At 55.3% G+C, this 17,394-nt stretch carries 15 protein-coding genes and 1 pseudogene; 2 read left to right on the top strand and 14 right to left on the bottom strand.

Annotation, left to right across the window (positions count from 1 at the left end):
• Nucleotides 1-7: 7 nt before the first annotated feature.
• From carA to INF73_RS22135, 8 genes and pseudogenes are all read right to left on the bottom strand, one after another.
• A complete protein-coding gene (gene carA, locus INF73_RS19300; protein WP_048957861.1) occupies nt 8-1,156 on the bottom strand; it encodes a glutamine-hydrolyzing carbamoyl-phosphate synthase small subunit in 1,149 nt (382 codons plus the stop codon).
• 454 nt (nt 1,157-1,610) lie between these two features.
• On the bottom strand, nt 1,611-2,432 hold the full coding sequence (dapB, locus tag INF73_RS19295) for a 4-hydroxy-tetrahydrodipicolinate reductase (RefSeq protein ID WP_028015472.1): 822 nt from the start codon (nt 2,430-2,432) through the stop codon (nt 1,611-1,613).
• A 205-nt stretch (nt 2,433-2,637) separates the two neighbouring features.
• The gene (ispH, locus tag INF73_RS19290) at nt 2,638-3,588 is read right to left on the bottom strand and encodes a 4-hydroxy-3-methylbut-2-enyl diphosphate reductase (protein WP_028015471.1); all 951 of its coding nucleotides are present in this window, start codon (nt 3,586-3,588) and stop codon (nt 2,638-2,640) included.
• 1 nt (nt 3,589) lies between these two features.
• The gene (fkpB, locus tag INF73_RS19285) at nt 3,590-4,039 is read right to left on the bottom strand and encodes an FKBP-type peptidyl-prolyl cis-trans isomerase (RefSeq protein WP_003856450.1); all 450 of its coding nucleotides are present in this window, start codon (nt 4,037-4,039) and stop codon (nt 3,590-3,592) included.
• A 57-nt stretch (nt 4,040-4,096) separates the two neighbouring features.
• Entirely contained in the window at nt 4,097-4,597 is a 501-nt protein-coding gene (gene lspA / locus INF73_RS19280; RefSeq protein WP_028015470.1) for a signal peptidase II, read from the bottom strand.
• The gene (ileS, locus tag INF73_RS19275; RefSeq protein WP_193541083.1) at nt 4,597-7,413 is read right to left on the bottom strand and encodes an isoleucine--tRNA ligase; all 2,817 of its coding nucleotides are present in this window, start codon (nt 7,411-7,413) and stop codon (nt 4,597-4,599) included. Before ileS ends, lspA begins: the two co-directional genes overlap by 1 nt.
• Before the next feature lie 45 nt (nt 7,414-7,458).
• Nucleotides 7,459-8,385, bottom strand: coding sequence for a bifunctional riboflavin kinase/FAD synthetase (gene ribF, locus INF73_RS19270; protein ID WP_028015468.1), 927 nt, complete (start codon nt 8,383-8,385; stop codon nt 7,459-7,461).
• Between the two features lie 7 nt (nt 8,386-8,392).
• Nucleotides 8,393-8,611: pseudogene (locus INF73_RS22135) on the bottom strand (DUF2575 domain-containing protein).
• Between the two features lie 101 nt (nt 8,612-8,712).
• On the opposite strand from INF73_RS22135, the gene rpsT reads away from it, so the two are divergent.
• Complete coding sequence (gene rpsT, locus INF73_RS19265; protein WP_003856458.1) at nt 8,713-8,976, top strand: 30S ribosomal protein S20; 264 nt, start codon at nt 8,713-8,715, stop codon at nt 8,974-8,976.
• Nucleotides 8,977-9,033: 57 nt separating this feature from the next.
• On the opposite strand, the gene nhaR is transcribed toward rpsT, so the two are convergent.
• The 4 genes from nhaR to dnaK form a co-directional block, all read right to left on the bottom strand.
• Nucleotides 9,034-9,933 carry a transcriptional activator NhaR gene (gene nhaR, locus INF73_RS19260; protein WP_028015467.1) on the bottom strand — a complete coding sequence of 300 codons (900 nt, stop codon included), beginning with the start codon at nt 9,931-9,933 and terminating at the stop codon, nt 9,034-9,036.
• A gap of 58 nt (nt 9,934-9,991) precedes the next feature.
• The gene (gene nhaA / locus INF73_RS19255; protein WP_193541081.1) at nt 9,992-11,167 is read right to left on the bottom strand and encodes a Na+/H+ antiporter NhaA; all 1,176 of its coding nucleotides are present in this window, start codon (nt 11,165-11,167) and stop codon (nt 9,992-9,994) included.
• 169 nt (nt 11,168-11,336) lie between these two features.
• Nucleotides 11,337-12,482: a molecular chaperone DnaJ gene (gene dnaJ, locus INF73_RS19250; RefSeq protein ID WP_008502040.1), complete on the bottom strand. Its 1,146-nt coding sequence runs from the start codon at nt 12,480-12,482 to the stop codon at nt 11,337-11,339.
• A gap of 87 nt (nt 12,483-12,569) precedes the next feature.
• Complete coding sequence (gene dnaK / locus INF73_RS19245; RefSeq protein WP_028015465.1) at nt 12,570-14,483, bottom strand: molecular chaperone DnaK; 1,914 nt, start codon at nt 14,481-14,483, stop codon at nt 12,570-12,572.
• A 296-nt stretch (nt 14,484-14,779) separates the two neighbouring features.
• On the opposite strand from dnaK, the gene satP reads away from it, so the two are divergent.
• Entirely contained in the window at nt 14,780-15,346 is a 567-nt protein-coding gene (satP, locus tag INF73_RS19240; RefSeq protein ID WP_041911269.1) for an acetate uptake transporter, read from the top strand.
• On the opposite strand, the gene INF73_RS19235 is transcribed toward satP, so the two are convergent.
• Entirely contained in the window at nt 15,323-16,645 is a 1,323-nt protein-coding gene (locus INF73_RS19235; RefSeq protein WP_028015463.1) for an MFS transporter, read from the bottom strand. The two genes, satP and INF73_RS19235, sit on opposite strands and share 24 nt — an antisense overlap.
• Nucleotides 16,646-16,767: 122 nt before the next feature.
• Entirely contained in the window at nt 16,768-17,355 is a 588-nt protein-coding gene (gene mog / locus INF73_RS19230; protein WP_041911271.1) for a molybdopterin adenylyltransferase, read from the bottom strand.
• Between the last annotated feature and the right edge of the window lie 39 nt (nt 17,356-17,394).

Here is a 17,394-nt window from a genome sequence, read left to right as displayed (position 1 = left end):
CTCCTGATTATTTAGCGGTCTTACGGTATTGCTCGATAAGTTCGATGAAGTGATCGAACAGCGGCGCGGCGTCGTGCGGGCCCGGGCTGGCTTCCGGATGGCCCTGGAAGCTGAACGCTGGCTTATCGGTACGGTGGATACCCTGCAGGGTACCATCGAACAGTGATTTGTGCGTCACGCGCAGGTTAGCCGGCATAGAGGCTTCATCGACGGCGAAACCGTGGTTCTGCGCGGTAATCATCACCGTATTGTTATCAATGTCTTTTACCGGGTGGTTACCACCGTGGTGGCCGAACTTCATCTTGACGGTGTTCGCACCGCTCGCCAGCGCCAGCAGCTGATGGCCGAGGCAGATGCCGAATACCGGGATGTCGGTTTCCAGGAAGGACTTGATGGCGTCGATAGCGTAATCGCACGGTGCCGGGTCGCCTGGGCCGTTAGAGAGGAAGATGCCGTCCGGGTTCATCTTCAGTACGTCTTCAGCGGAGGTTTTCGCTGGTACCACCGTCAGGCGGCAGCCGCGGTCAACCAGCATGCGCAGGATGTTGCGCTTGGCACCAAAATCATAGGCCACCACGTGGAACGGCAGTTCGCTCTCTTTTTTCGCTTCCGGCAGGTCGCCTTCCAGCGTCCAGCTCCCCTGCGTCCAGCTGTAGGCTTCGGCGGTAGTCACTTCTTTCGCCAGGTCCATACCGTTCAGGCCCGGGAAGGCTTTCGCTTTTTCCAGCGCCAGCGTCGCATCGAGGTTATCCCCTGCGATGATGCAGCCGTTTTGTGCCCCCTTCTCGCGCAGCAGACGCGTTAACTTACGGGTATCGATATCGGCAATCGCCACGATGTTATGGCGCTTCAGGTAAGAAGAGAGGTCTTCAGTGTTGCGGAAGTTGCTGGCAATCAGCGGCAGGTCGCGAATGACCAGGCCTTGCGCATGTACCTGAGAGGATTCTTCGTCAGCCGCATTGGTGCCGACATTGCCGATATGAGGATAAGTAAGAGTAACGATTTGGCGAGAATAGGAAGGATCAGTGAGGATTTCTTGATAACCGGTCATTGAAGTATTGAAAACGACTTCCCCAACCGCCGAACCCGTTGCCCCTATGGCCCGACCGATAAACTGGGTTCCGTCTTCCAGAACCAATAGCGCTGACTTAATCAAAACACCCTCCAGAGAATATTCACTCACTTTATTTGCATATTAATTCATGACTATGTCATAGATCAATGCAAATGTGTTGCCAGCGGATTTTTGGCAAACGGCGGCATTCTGGAGATTTGGTGGGTAAAAGTCAACTTAAAACGGATATTTTGTTTATTCTTTTGCAGGACTGGCGGCTTGAATGGGATTTAATGGGCAAAAAGATCAGGTAAATCATCCTGGAAAACGCTTGCGCGGTAGGTTTTATGGAATTTAAGAGATGCGAGCGACAAAAAGTGGACCAAATGGTCAAAATTTACATTCAATTCACATAATAATGGCATAAAATTCAGATTTATGACCATTAACAATGAAAATCCATCTAAAACAAATAAAATAAGAGGGCAATAAATTATTGCCCTATGCAATCAATATATTACGACTGCAATAACCACATCACGATGGGTAATAAAGCTTACAAATTGTTGAGATCCAGCACATCTCGCATATCAAAAAGACCCTTTTCTTTCGATTTAAGCCACAACGCGGAGCGTACTGCGCCATTGGCGAACGTCATGCGGCTTGACGCTTTGTGCGTAATCTCAACACGTTCGCCAATATCGGCGAACATCGCCGTGTGTTCACCGACGATATCGCCCGCCCGGACGGTTGCGAAACCAATGGTGCCCGGCACGCGTTCTCCGGTATGCCCTTCACGGGAATAGACTGCGATGTCTTTTAAATCTTTATCCATTGCATAAGCAATCGCTTCGCCCATCGCCAGCGCCGTGCCTGATGGAGCATCAACTTTATGACGGTGGTGCGCTTCAATAATCTCAATGTCGGTGTAGTCGCCCATCACCTTCGCCGCTTTTTCCAGCAGCTTCAGCATGACGTTAACGCCTACGCTAAAGTTCGCGGCAAAGACAATCGCAATGTCGGTGGCTGCATCCTGAATGGCCTGTTTACCCGCATCATCGAAGCCGGTGGTGCCAATCACCATCCCTTTACCGTGCTGGCGGCAAAACGCCAGGTGAGTCAGGGTGCCTTCGGGACGGGTAAAGTCGATGAACACGTCAAAGTCATCTTTCACCGCATCAAGGCTGCTCTGAACGGTAACACCTGTCTTGCCCGCGCCGGCCAGTTCACCCGCATCGGATCCCAGCAGGGATGAACCTTCACGCTCCAGCGCCGCGCCGAGTGCCACGCCATCCATTTGTATTGCCGCCTGAATCAGCTGGCGACCCATACGTCCACCCGCGCCCGCAATGGCGACGCGGATCTGTGCATCATGCATAGTTATTCTCTTACGTTAAAATGATGTAAACCGTTTTCAGATTAACCAGCCTTCGTAAAGGCTGCCAACTGAAAACACCAATAATTAGAATTTAACGTGAAACCGACTCAGATATCAGTAAAAGACATGATTTTGTCGTCACGATAAAGTCCGGAGCAAAAAAAAGGCCAGCACAGGAGGTGCTGGCCTTTCATCAGAAAAGAAATTATTCCACTTCGCGGGCGTCGATACGCAGCTCTTTCGGCACTTCGAAGACGATATTCTCTTCGCGTCCTTCCAGCGGAACCGCTTCGCCCCCGCCCAGCTCCTGCAGACGAGCAATCACGTTCTGCACCAGGATATCCGGCGCGGAAGCGCCTGCGGTAACGCCAACGCAGGCCGCATTTTTCACCCACGCTTCCTGGATGTCCGTCGCGTCGTCGATTAAAAACGCCGCTTTCCCCATACGCTGCGCCAGTTCGGCCAGACGGTTGGAGTTAGAGGAGTTTTTAGAGCCGACAACCAGCACCACGTCCGCCTGTTCAGCCAGCGCGCGCACCGCTTCCTGACGGTTAGTGGTGGCGTAGCAGATATCATCCTTACGCGGCCCGACGATTTTCGGGAAGCGCTGGCGCAGGGCGTCAATCACGTCTGAGGTGTCGTCTACGGAGAGCGTGGTCTGGGTCATAAACGACAGACGCGCTTCGTTTTTCACGTTCAGCGTCAGGACATCTTCCGGCGACTCCACCAGGTACATTCCCCCTTCCGGGTTGCTGTACTGGCCCATGGTGCCTTCAACTTCCGGGTGACCTGCGTGGCCAATCAGAATCGACTCTTCACCGCGACGGCTGGCGCGCGCCACTTCCATATGCACTTTTGTCACTAATGGACAAGTGGCATCGAATACGGTCAGATCGCGGCTTTTCGCTTCGTTACGGACCGCCTGAGAGACGCCGTGCGCAGAGAAGATCAGGATCGCTCCGTCCGGCACTTCGCTGATCTGCTCGATGAAAATAGCACCGCGCTCGCGCAGGCTGTCGACCACGTAGCGGTTATGCACCACTTCGTGACGCACGTAAATCGGCGCGCCGTAAATCTCCAGCGCGTTTTCAACAATGCTGATAGCGCGGTCTACACCGGCGCAGAAGCCGCGCGGGTTAGCCAACAGGATCTGCATTTCAGGCCTCCAGTGCCGGATCGATCTCCAGCACTTCAACATCAAAATGAACGGTACGCCCGGCAAGCGGATGGTTGAAGTCAACGGTGATAGAGTCGCCGTTAATCTCGCGGATCACGCCAGGCATTTCGCTGCCGTCCATAGCGGTAAAGAGCATAATCGCCCCGATTTCCGGTTCGCCCGCGTCCATAAACTCGCGGCGCGAGAAATACTGAATCAGGTCCGGGCTTGGCACGCCAAACGCGGCATCCGGCTCCAGCGAGAACGCTTTTTTCTCACCCTCTTTCAGGCCCAGGAGCTGCTGCTCAAGACCTTCAGACAGGGAGGTATCGCCGAGACGAAACAGGGCAGGTTTGCCGTTATTGCGGGTGGATTCAGCCGTGGAGCCGTCATCCAGCTTCAGCGTGAAGTGAACGAGAACCGCGCTGTTGCTCTGTACGGATTTAGACATACACATTGCTCTTTAATGTTGTGCCGGGTGGCGCAGCGCATCACCCGGCATTGACAATTACGCCTGCTCTTTCGCTGCGGGTTTAGGCAAGAAGCCTTCCAGCACGATTAACGCCGCACCGATGCAGATGGCGGTGTCGGCCAGGTTAAAGGTCGCGAAGTGCCAGTCGCCGACGTAGAAGTCGATCATATCGACCACAAAGCCGTGCCACAGGCGGTCAAACAGGTTGCCCAGCGCGCCGCCAATGATCAGCGCGTAGGCGATGTTATTCAGCTTTTGCGTGGCCTTCGAGCGGTACATCAGCACAGCCAGTACCACGCAGATACCGAGAGCGATACCCGCGAAGAACCAGCGCTGCCAGCCACCGCTGTCGGCAAGGAAGCTAAACGCCGCGCCGTAGTTGCGCGCATAGTGCAGGTTAAGCGACGGGAACAGCGAAACCGTCTCCCCCAGAGCGAAATTCTGGAGGATCAGGAACTTGCTGCCCAGATCGATAATCAGCACCACCACCACCAGCCACAGCCAGCGCAGTCCTGTTGAACAGAGAGTTTTACTCATCAGGCAAACTTACGTTTTTCGCCGTCACCGGCGACGTTGCTTACACAGCGTCCGCAGATGTCTGCGTGTTCCGCCACCTGGCCGATATCGGTAGTGTAATGCCAGCAGCGCGGGCACTTCTCACCTTCGGCTTTGCTCAGTGCGACTTTCAGGCCTTTGAGCAACTCGCTCTGCTGAGCATCAGCAGAAGCCTCGGCATAATCCGCAACTCTTGCACCGGAGGTCAACAGGACAAATCGTAATTCATCGCCCAGCGCGGTCAGCTTCGCCGCCAGCTCCGGTTCGGCGTACAGGGTCACTGCCGCTTCCAGAGAGCCACCGACTTTCTTATCCGCACGCGCCTGCTCGATAACCTTGTTCACTTCGCCACGCACTTTCAGCAGCTCGTCCCAGAAGGCATCGTTCATTGCTTCGGAGCTGGAGAGATCGAACAGACCTTCATACCACTCGCCGGTGAAGACATACTTCTCACGGTCGCCCGGCAGATAGCCCCAGATTTCATCCGCGGTGAAGGACATGATCGGCGCCATCCAGCGTACCAGCGCTTCTGCGATGTGGAACAGCGCGGACTGGCAGCTACGGCGCGCCACGCTGTCCGCCTTCGCGGTGTACTGGCGATCTTTGATGATGTCGAGGTAGAACGAGCCCATCTCGATGGAGCAGAAGCGCATCAGGCGCTGCACCACTTCGTGGAAGTCGTAAGACTCATAGGCTTTCAGGATATCTTCCTGCGCCGCTTTCGCGCAGCCTACCGCCCAGCGGTCCAGCACGACCATCTCTTCCGGTTTCACCATGTCTTTCACTGGATCGAACCCGTTCAGGTTCGCCAGCAGGAAGCGCGCGGTGTTACGGATACGACGATAGCTGTCGGCAGCACGCTTCAGGATCTCGTCAGACACCGCCATTTCGCCAGTGTAGTCGGTTGAGGCTACCCACAGACGCAGGATGTCCGCGCCCAGCTTGTTCATCACGTCCTGCGGCGAAACGGTGTTGCCGATAGATTTAGACATCTTACGGCCCTGACCATCCACGGTGAAGCCGTGGGTCAGTACCTGACGGTAAGGCGCTTTACCTTTCATCGCGGTGGAGATCATCAGGGATGACATGAACCAGCCGCGGTGTTGGTCGGAACCTTCCAGATACATGTCGGCAGCGTGACCGGCAAACTCCGGACGCACGTCAACTACGGAGGCGTGAGTCGACCCGGAGTCGAACCACACGTCCAGGGTGTCTGGCACTTTCTCGTAGCTATCTGCGTCAGCGCCCAAGATGTCGCGGGCGTCGAGATCCCACCACGCCTGAATGCCGTCAACTTCGACGCGCTTCGCCACTTCTTCCATCAATTCCAGGGTGTTCGGGTGCAGCTCATGCGTCTCTTTATGCACGAACAGCGACATCGGCACGCCCCAGGTACGCTGACGGGAGATACACCAGTCAGGACGGTTAGCCACCATGGATTCGATACGCGCCTGGCCCCAGTCCGGGATCCACTGCACGCCTTTGATCTCTTTCAGAGACTGCTCGCGCAGGCCTTTTTGATCCATGCTGACGAACCACTGCGGGGTCGCACGGAAGATGATCGGCGTCTTGTGGCGCCAGCAGCACGGATAGCTGTGCTGCATTTTCTCAACGTGCAGCAGCGCGCCGCTGGTGCGCAGCATGTCAACGATGATGTCGTTGGCTTTGAAGACGTTGATACCATCCAGCGCCGGGTAGGTGCCAGGCAGGTAAGAACCGTCCGGGCCTACCGGGTTGGCAATTTCCAGGCCGTATTTCAGGCTGATGTTGTAGTCGTCAGGACCGTGGCCACCGGCGGTATGTACCGCACCGGTACCCGCGTCCAGCGTGACGTGGTCGCCCAGGATCGCCGGAACGTCGAAGTCCAGGAACGGGTGTTTGAAGCGCATCAGCTCCAGCGCGTCGCCTTTTACGGTGCCCAGCACGGTGTAGTCGGTGATATTCGCGCGTTTCAGCACGCTTTCAACCAGATCTTTCGCCAGGATAACCGCGCGGCCATCAATCTGCACCAGCGCATATTCGAACTCGCCGGAGAGAGAGATTGCACGGTTGGCTGGCAGCGTCCACGGGGTAGTAGTCCAGATCACCAGAGAGATCGGGCCGCTAACGCCAGGCAGACCGAATTTACCTTTAATGGCATCCTGATCGACCGCTTCGAAGGCCACGTCGATTGAAGGTGAAGTTTTGTCGTAATATTCCACTTCCGCTTCTGCCAGCGCAGAACGGCAGTCCACGCACCAGTGCACAGGCTTGGCGCCTTTATGCAGGTGGCCGTTACCGATGATTTTGCCCAGCGCACGGATGATGTTGGCTTCGGTTTTGAAGTCCATGGTCAGGTACGGGTGCGACCAGTCGCCCAGCACGCCCAGACGGATAAAGTCAGCGCGCTGGCCTTCAACCTGGGTGGCCGCGTATTCGCGGCACTTCGCGCGGAACTCTGCAGCGGTGAACTTCTCACCAGGCTTGCCAAACTCTTGCTCCACTTTCAGCTCGATCGGCAGACCGTGGCAGTCCCAGCCCGGCACGTAAGGCGAGTCAAATCCTGCGAGTCCTTTGGACTTCACGATAATATCTTTCAGAATCTTGTTTACTGAGTGACCAATATGAATGCTGCCATTCGCATATGGAGGGCCATCATGCAGAATGAAGGTTTTTTTGCCTTTTTTGGCTGCACGAATGATGCCGTACAGGTCATCATCGGTCCAACGCGCCAGCATTCCCGGTTCACGCTTGGCGAGATCGCCGCGCATCGGGAACCCTGTTTCCGGCAAATTCAGGGTTGATTTATAGTCACTCATCAGATTCTCGGTTCCGTATTTATCACGTAGGCAGTTAAGCCGGTTCTAAAGCCCAAAAAACTCGCGGGCCGTTAATTCATCTCGCGCGATTTGCGCCTTAAGTTCATCCAGCGAAGCAAATCGCTGCTCGTTGCGTATTTTTTTACGCAGTATTACATCTATATGGCGACCATAAAGGTCCATTACAACGTCCAGCAGGTGCACTTCTAGCTGTTGACGCACACCGGCAACGGTAGGACGCGTGCCAATGTTGGCAACGCCGTAAAACGACTTATCGCCCAGTCCTGCCACTTCCACCGCATAGACCCCTTTAACCGGGGAAACCTGACGACGCAGCGGTATATTCGCCGTCGGGAAACCAATCGTGCGGCCCAGCGCATCGCCATGAACCACGCGGCCAGAGATGGTGAACGGATGGCCCAGCAAATTTTCTGCCGTCTCCAGTTCATCATTAGCCAGCGCCTGCCGCACCGCCGTGCTGCTGACGCGCACGCCGCCTTCACAGAAGGTCATCGCGCTGGTGACGTCAAAACCATACTCCAGACCAGCCTTCTGTAATAGCAAGAAATCGCCCTGACGACCAGCGCCAAAGCGGAAATCATCCCCCACGGCGAGAAACTGAACGCCAAGACGCTTAACCAGCAGGTCGCTGACAAAATTTTGTGCTGTCAGTGCGGCAAAGCGGCGATCGAAACGCACACACAATACGTAGTCCACGCCGGACTCCGCCAGGTAGCGCAACTTTTCGCGCAGGCGAGTGAGCCGAGCGGGAGATTTATCGCCCGCGAACAGCTCCAGCGGCTGTGGCTCGAAAATCATCACCACAACGGGCAGGCCACGGGCCTCCCCTTCTTTACGCAATCCCTGCAACAGCGCCTGATGACCACGATGCACGCCGTCGAAATTACCAATGGTCAGCACGCACCCGTGTGGCGCTCTGCTGAGATTATGTATGCCGCGTATCAGCTTCATGTCTGGCTCAAAACAGTGAAAATCGCCAAAGTATACCTTGTACAGCGGTTAAGGTTAACCGGCGATTGTTCGCGCAAAACAGAAAGCCGTAATGATTTCATCAGGCTGACCTTTCACAGCGAAAAAATCTGCCCGTGAACTGCGATTTTTACGCCGAAAGGCTGTATTCACGAAAGACAAGCTGGTAGAATCCTGCGCCATCACTACGTAACGTAGCGTCGCTAATTAACGGCGCTTATTTGCACAAATCCATTGACAAAAGAAGGCAAAGAGGGCATATTCCTCGGCCTTTGAATTGTCCACATAGAACATATTTGGGAGTTGGACTTGGCTAATATCAAATCAGCTAAGAAACGTGCCGTTCAGTCTGAAAAGGCTCGTAAGCACAACGCAAGCCGTCGCTCTATGATGCGTACTTTCATCAAGAAAGTATACGCAGCAATCGAAGCTGGCGACAAAGCTGCAGCGCAGAACGCATTTAACGAAATGCAACCAATCGTGGATCGTCAGGCTGCTAAAGGTCTGATCCACAAAAACAAAGCAGCGCGTCATAAAGCAAACCTGACCGCGCAGATCAACAAACTGGCTTAATCGCTACTTGTTGTTGCTTGTTTAAAGAACCCGCTTAACGCGGGTTTTTTTATGTCTTCAGAATGCCGGTGGCGTAAACAGCGCCGAGTAGTCACGGTTGCAGATTCGCTGCACCGCCGGGTGTTGAATCATCCTTTCGGCGAATATGGCGTGGTACTCCTCCATCACGTTATCTACTCTGCCAATCTCCGTAATCTTATCGTCTGAATAGAGATCGTGCGCGTAGAGCGTTGGCGCCACGAAGATCGCATTATGCGCTTCGCCAAAGGCTTTCATCAGCGCCGCATCGTCGAACTCACCGAGGATCTCCACGTTCAGCCCCTGCGAATTAAACCAGTTCAGCAGCTTGCGTCCGAGCATGGAACGCCTGCCCGGCACCAGCAGGCGACGCTCTTCCAGACAGGCCGGGAAAGGTTTCTCCGGCGGTGGATTGATGCACCAGAAGCTCACGCCACATTCGCCAATTTTCACCGAGAACAGCCCCTCCTGCTGCGTGGAGTCGATGGGGCAATCCGAGATAATCATGTCCAGCTTGTGCTGGCTCAGCTGCTCCAGCAGCATCTCGTGGGTGGATTCAAAGCAGCGCAGATGGATTTGTTCATCCTCTACCACAGCGGCATCCAGCACGCCGCTTACCAGCCGTTTGGATAGTGCATCCGCCACCCCCACATCAAAGAGCAGGTTCGACTCTTTGCGGTAGTTGACGATATCCAGCATCTCCTGGCTCAGGGTAAACATTTTGTCCGCATAGCGGAAAACCAGTTCACCCAGTTCGCTGGGCTCAATTCCACGGCCCTTGCGCTTGAAGAGCTTACCCTGCAGCCGTTCTTCAAGGGCTTTGATTTGCCCGGTGATGGTTTGCGGCGTCAGGTAAAGCGCCTCTGCAGCCCCCACGACCGAGCCCTGTTTGTAAACGTGCCAGAAGTAGTAAAGATGGTTGTAATTCAAATGAGGCATCGCGTCTTCGCTCCCTGAGTGTGTATCGGGAGAAGAGTGACCTTCTCCCGGTGTTCCGTTATGCCTGGACGGCCTGTCCGGACAACTTCACCTTCAACAAAGTATACCCAATCACTGCCGCCAGTAATGACCCGATGAGAATGCCGAGCTTCGCCCAGACGATGAGCTCTGGCGCGTTTGCACCAAACGCCAGCGTCGAGATAAAGATCGACATGGTGAATCCAATACCGCACAGTATGCCGACGGCCATGATCTGACTAAAGGTTGTACCGTTCGGCAACGATGCCAGCTTCATCTTCAACGCCAGCCAGCAGAAGAGGCTGATCCCCAGCGGCTTACCGATAAACAGCCCGGCAATAATGCCCAGTGGCAGGACAGACGTCAGCCCGTCCAGCGTGACCCCCTGCAGGGAAACGCCCGCGTTGGCAAACGCAAACAGCGGCAGGATCATAAAGGCGACCCACGGGTGCAGCACGTGTTCCAGCTGTTTAGCGGGTGATTTACCGTCCTGCGGCTTAAGCGGCACGAAGAAGCCCACAATCACGCCGGCCAGCGTGGCGTGCACGCCGGATTTCAGCACTGCCGTCCACAGCACCATCCCCACCAGGATATAGATACCGATGCGGCGAACGTTGAAGATCTTCAGCACCGCCAACACTGCAATCGCCCCGGCGGCCACGCTCAGGGACAGGATCGACAGATCGCTGGTGTAGAACAGCGCGATAATCACAATGGCGCCCAGGTCATCAATGATCGCCAGCGCCATCAGGAAGATTTTCAGCGCAACCGGCACGCGGCTGCCGAGCAGAGCTAAGACACCGAGCGCAAAGGCGATATCCGTTGCGGCCGGGATAGCCCAGCCGTCACGCGCGACAGGATCCTGCCAGGTAAATGCGAGGAAGAGCAGCGCTGGAACGACCATCCCACCGAGCGCGGCAATAACCGGGAACGCCGCGCGCTGGCGGCTGGCTAGCGAACCTAGCACCAGCTCGCGCTTAACCTCAAGACCAACGAGCAGGAAGAACACCGCCATTAGCGCATCGTTGATCCACAGCAGCATGTTCTTGTTAATTTCCAGCGCTCCGACCTTCAGCTCGACGGGCGTTTCCAGAAATGCGTGATAGAGATCGCGGGTCATGCCCAGGTTAGCCAGCACCATCGCGGCGGCCGCGGCAATAATCAGGATCACACCACCGGACGCCTCACTGCTAAAGAAACGGTGTAGTAATTTCATTTATGTTCTCTCTTTTACAACGATACCTCGATAAAACCATAATACCAAGCCAAATACCTCGGCAAAAACAGATTAATATTGGGTATAGACTCAGTTTTACCGATCTATAACTGTAAAAAAAAGCCCGGAATCGCTTCCGGGCTTTTTGAAGTTAGACACAGCTAACGAATTAGCGGGTCAAATCATCGAAGAATTTTTTGACGCCATCAAAGAAGCTTTTGGAGCGCGGGCTGTTTTTCTCACCCGTTGGGCCGCCAAAGCTCTCCTGAAGCTCTTTCAACAGCTGTTTCTGCTTGTCGTTCAGGCCAACCGGCGTTTCCACGACGACGCGGCACAGCAGGTCGCCCTGCGCACCACCGCGAACGGATTTCACGCCTTTGCCGCGCATGCGGAACAGCTTGCCGGTCTGGGTTTCACCAGGGATTTTCAGATTGACGCGACCGTCCAGCGTCGGCACTTCGATTTCACCGCCGAGAGCCGCCATCGCGAAGTTGATCGGCACTTCACAGTACAGGTTATTGCCTTCACGCTCGAAGATGGCGTGCTGCTTCACCTGAACCTGAACGTACAGATCGCCTGCCGGCGCGCCGTGCTCGCCTGCTTCGCCCTCACCCGCCAGACGGATGCGGTCGCCCGTATCCACGCCAGCCGGGATCTTAACGGACAGGGTTTTGGTTTTCTCAACGCGACCGTGGCCGTGACACTTGGTGCACGGATCTTTAATCAGCGTACCGCGACCGTGACAGTGCGGACAGGCCTGCTGTACCGCGAAGAAGCCCTGGCGCATCTGTACCTGGCCGGAGCCATGACAGGTTGGACAGGTCTGTGGCTGGGTACCCGCTTTCGCGCCGCTGCCGTGGCAAACGTCACACTCTTCCAGCGTCGGGATACGGATCTCTTTCGTGACGCCACGAACGGCCTCTTCAAGAGTGAGATCCATGTTGTAGCGCAGGTCTGCGCCGCGCGCTGCGCGCTGACGACCACGACCGCCGCCGAAGATATCGCCGAACACGTCGCCAAAGATGTCGCTGAAATCCGCACCGCCGCCAAAGCCGCCGCCACCGAATCCACCGCCGCCCATGCCGCCCTGTTCAAAGGCCGCGTGGCCGTACTGGTCATAGGCCGCACGTTTTTGTGCATCGGTCAGGACTTCGTAGGCTTCTTTGATCTCTTTAAATTTTGCTTCAGCCTCTTTGTCACCCTGGTTACGGTCCGGGTGGAATTTCATGGCCAGGCGCTTATACGCCTTTTTGATTTCACGCTCTTCCGCAGTTTTCGGAACGCCTAAAATCTCGTAATAGTCTTGCTTTGCCATTGGTTTTTTTAAGCCCCTTAACATGCGAGCACGGGCGTGGAGAGTTCTCCTACGCCCGTGCCGATTAATTACCCTGCATCAGGGCGATTATTTTTTGTCTTTAACTTCTTCGAACTCAGCGTCGACAACGTCGTCGTCTTTCGCGTTGTTCGCAGAAGCATCAGCGCCTGCCTGCTGCTGTGCGTGCTGCTGCTGAGCGATTTCCATCAGCTTCTGGGAAGCCTGTGCCAGCTCCTGCATCTTCGCTTCGATATCCGCTTTGTCTTCGCCTTTCAGAGACGTTTCCAGCGCGGTCAGTGCAGCTTCGATAGCAGTTTTGTCTTCCGCTGGCAGTTTATCGCCCGCTTCTTCAACCTGCTTACGGGTGCTGTGCAGCAGATGGTCACCCTGGTTACGGGTCTGAACCAGCTCTTCGAACTTACGGTCGGATTCCGCGTTAGCTTCGGCATCGCGAACCATTTTTTCGATTTCCGCTTCATTCAGGCCAGAAGATGCCTTGATGGTGATCTTCTGCTCTTTACCGCTGTTTTTGTCTTTCGCAGACACGTGCAGGATACCGTCAGCATCGATGTCGAAGGTAACTTCGATTTGCGGCATGCCGCGCGGTGCCGGGTTGATGCCGTCCAGGTTAAACTGACCCAGAGACTTGTTATCAGACGCACGCTTACGCTCACCCTGCAGCACATGGATGGTTACCGCAGACTGGTTGTCTTCAGCGGTAGAGAACACCTGGCTGTGCTTGGTTGGGATGGTGGTGTTTTTGTTGATGAGCGCAGTCATCACACCGCCCATGGTTTCGATACCCAGAGACAGCGGGGTAACGTCCAGCAGCAGTACGTCTTTCACTTCACCGGTCAATACACCACCCTGAACCGCCGCACCGATAGCTACCGCTTCGTCCGGGTTCACGTCTTTACGTGGCTCTTTACCAAAGAATTCAGCCACTTTCTTCTGAACCATTGGCATACGGGTCTGACCACCCACCAGGATAACGTCCTGGATGTCAGATACGGACAGGCCAGCATCCTGCAGTGCAACTTTCAGCGGCTCGATAGAACGGTTCACCAGGTCTTCTACCAGGCTTTCCAGTTTCGCACGGGTCACTTTGATGTTCATGTGTTTAGGACCGGTCGCGTCTGCGGTGATGTACGGCAGGTTCACGTCGGTCTGCTGAGCAGAAGACAGTTCGATCTTCGCTTTCTCAGCGGCTTCTTTCAGGCGCTGCATCGCCAGCGGGTCGTTACGCAGGTCAATGCCCTGATCTTTCTTGAACTCATCAACGAGGTAGTTGATCAGACGGGTATCGAAGTCTTCACCACCCAGGTGGGTATCACCGTTGGTTGCCAGAACTTCGAAGGTTTTTTCGCCGTCAACTTCGTCGATTTCGATAATAGAGATATCGAAGGTACCACCACCCAGGTCGTAAACCGCGATAGTACGGTTGCCGACTTCTTTATCCAGACCGTAAGCCAGTGCAGCCGCGGTTGGTTCGTTGATGATACGTTTTACTTCCAGACCTGCGATACGGCCAGCATCTTTGGTTGCCTGACGCTGAGCATCGTTGAAGTAGGCAGGTACGGTGATAACAGCTTCAGTTACCGGCTCACCCAGGTAATCTTCAGCGGTTTTCTTCATTTTTTTCAGCACTTCAGCAGAGATCTGCGGTGGTGCCGTTTTGGTGCCTTTCACATCAAGCCACGCATCGCCGTTATCTGCTGCGATGATTTTGTAAGGCATGATAGAAACGTCACGCTGAACTTCTTCGTCCTGGAAGCGGCGGCCAATCAGGCGTTTGATCGCAAACAGGGTGTTTTGCGGGTTTGTCACTGCCTGACGTTTAGCCGGCTGACCAACCAGAGTTTCACCATCCTGGGTATAAGCAATGATAGAAGGCGTGGTGCGATCGCCCTCGGCGTTCTCCAGCACGCGTGCAGTAGTGCCGTCCATAATCGCTACACAAGAGTTGGTAGTACCCAGGTCGATACCAATAATTTTACCCATCTAAACGTCTCCACTAAAAATTCAGTCAACATGTGGTTGTGTACCTGTAATAAGGGCAGAACGTGCTTTTTCAACTGCCCAGATTTGATTTTTTTCAGGTCCACACACTGCGGTTGACTACAAGATGGGGTCGCGACGGCATCCATCAAGGGGCAAGCATAAAAAAAATTTTAATTTCACCCTGATGAGATCATAGACGGCGTCGATGCCGCCCATTATGATGCCGCGCCCCGTCAGGGAGTATTGACGCGGGTTTAACCATTTCACCATTTTAATGATGATTTTTTTGAGGACTTATGGGCAACACTAAGTTGGCTAATCCGGCTCCGCTGGGCCTGATGGGTTTTGGCATGACCACCATTCTGCTGAACCTGCACAACATCGGGATGTTCCCGATGGACGGCGTAATCCTGGCGATGGGCATTTTTTACGGCGGTATCGCGCAAATCTTCGCGGGCCTGCTGGAATATAAGAAAGGCAACACCTTCGGCTTAACCGCCTTCACCTCTTACGGCTCGTTCTGGCTGACCCTGGTCGCCATCCTGCTGATGCCTAAAATGGGCCTGGCAGACGCGGCAAACGCCCACTTCCTGGGCGTCTATCTGGGCCTGTGGGGCGTCTTTACCCTGTTCATGTTCTTCGGCACCCTGAAAGGCAACCGCGCGCTGCAGTTCGTCTTCCTGAGCCTGACCGTACTGTTCGCCCTGCTGGCGATTGGCCACCTGGCGGATAACGAAGGCATCGTTCACGTAGCAGGCTGGATTGGCCTGGTGTGCGGCGCAAGCGCTATCTACCTGGCAATGGGTGAAGTGCTGAACGAACAGTTTGACCGCACCATTTTACCTATTGGTGAAAAACACTGATCCCTCTGTCGTGCCCGCCTCGCGGGCACGATATTCCCCCGCCTGCCGAAGCCAAACGCCTAATCCCAGCCCCATCAGCGAGAGCGCGAGTACATACCAGGCAGGCGCCATCGGCGACACCCCCATCATGACCGTGACCACTATCGGCGTCAGCCCGCCGAAAATGGCATACGCGACGTTATAAGAGAACGATATCCCGGTGAAGCGAACCTCCGGCGGGAAGGCGCGCACCATGACGTAAGGCACAGCGCCCACGACGCCCACGCACAGTCCGACCACGCCGTAAAGCAGGAACAGCTGTTCAGGATGACTGCCCGCAAGATGGTAAAACGCCCAGCTCGACGCGGCCAGCAGCAGGCTGCCGACAATAAAGGTCAGGCTGGCACCGAAACGATCCGCCGCCAGCCCGGCGGCCAGACAGCCAAAGCAGAGCATGATTGTCGCAATACTGTTTGCCTGTAAGGTCACGGCAGGGGCGAAACCGTACTGTTTCTGCAGCCACACCGGCGACATCAAAATCACCACCACGATGCCCGCCGACAGCAGCCAGGTGAGCAGCATCGACACCACCACCGCTTTTTTATGACGCACCACAACGGCTTTGACCGGCAACTCCTGCGCCAGCGCTTTACGCTGCTGCATTTCGAGGAAAATCGGCGTCTCCTGCAGCCAGCGGCGCAGGTACATTGCCACCAGGCCAAACGCCCCGCCCAGCAGGAACGGAATACGCCAGCCCCAGTCGTGCACGGCCTGCTGCGTCATGCTGGTGTTGACTATCGTCGCCACCACCGACCCCAACAGGATCCCGACGGTCAGCCCCGCCGTTAACGTTCCGCAGGCGATCCCGATGCGGCGGGCAGGAACGTGCTCCGCCACAAACACCCAGGCCCCCGGCACTTCCCCGCCGATGGCCGCGCCCTGAAGAATGCGCATCAGCAGCAGCAATAGCGGGGCGAGAATGCCCATGGAGGCATAGGTGGGCAGCAGGCCGATCGCCAGCGTCGGCACCGCCATCAGCAGGATGCTCAGGGTAAACATCTTCTTACGCCCGACAAGATCGCCAAAGTGGGCCATGACGATGCCGCCCAGCGGACGTGCCAGATACCCGGCAGCAAAGATGCCGAAGGTTTGCACCTGACGCAGCCATTCTGGAATATCCGCCGGGAAGAAGAGCGCCCCCACCACGGCGGCGAAGAAGACAAAGATGATGAAGTCGTAAAACTCCAGCGCGCCACCTAAGGCGGCGAGCGTAAGCGTTTTGTAGTCCTGTCGATTCAGAGGTCGGGTGTTATGTGACATAGCGAACCATTGTGCATGTGTTGTGGATTATTTTTTACAGCAATCGTAAAGAAAAAATTACTATATCGTAAATCCATTTACACGCTACTGCGGCTGGCGCTAATGTCACATTTTAGTAAATTTCAGGAGATTGTCTCGCGGCGTGCGCTTTTAGGACGAAATGCTGCTACCACTTTGTCGTCAGTTTCCACATACGGCCCGTCAAGCAGCTGTATACAATACGGTACACTTGCAAATATACCGTGCACGATGACGCTACCGTCCTCGGCTTTTAATCCTTCCAGCGTCTCTTTGATCGACTTTGGCTGCCCCGGCAGGTTCAGTATCAGCGCCTGTTTGCGGATCACCCCCACCTGGCGGGAAAGGATTGCCGTCGGGACAAAGTGTAGGCTGATCTGGCGCATCTGTTCGCCGAAGCCCGGCATTTCACGGTCGGCGATAGCCAGCGTCGCGTCCGGCGTCACGTCACGACGCGCGGGGCCGGTTCCGCCCGTGGTGAGCACAAGATGACAGCTCATCTCATCCACCAGCTCACACAGGGTCTGCTCAATAATCGGCTGTTCGTCGGGGATAAGGCGAGTCTGGATCTCAAACGGGGTGGTCAGCGCGCTTGCCAGCCACTCTTCCAGAGCAGGGATGCCTTTATCCTGGTAAACGCCGCTGGAGGCGCGGTCAGAAATCGACACTAAGCCGATGCGTAAGGTATTCATATTCATTCCATTCAAAAAGTACTGATTAAAGGGAATGAT

Source organism: Enterobacter cloacae complex sp. P6RS, from assembly GCF_014982245.1.
GTDB lineage: Bacteria > Pseudomonadota > Gammaproteobacteria > Enterobacterales > Enterobacteriaceae > Enterobacter > Enterobacter bugandensis.
Note: the sequence above shows the minus strand (reverse complement) of the source record. Positions and strands in the feature narration are given on the sequence as shown.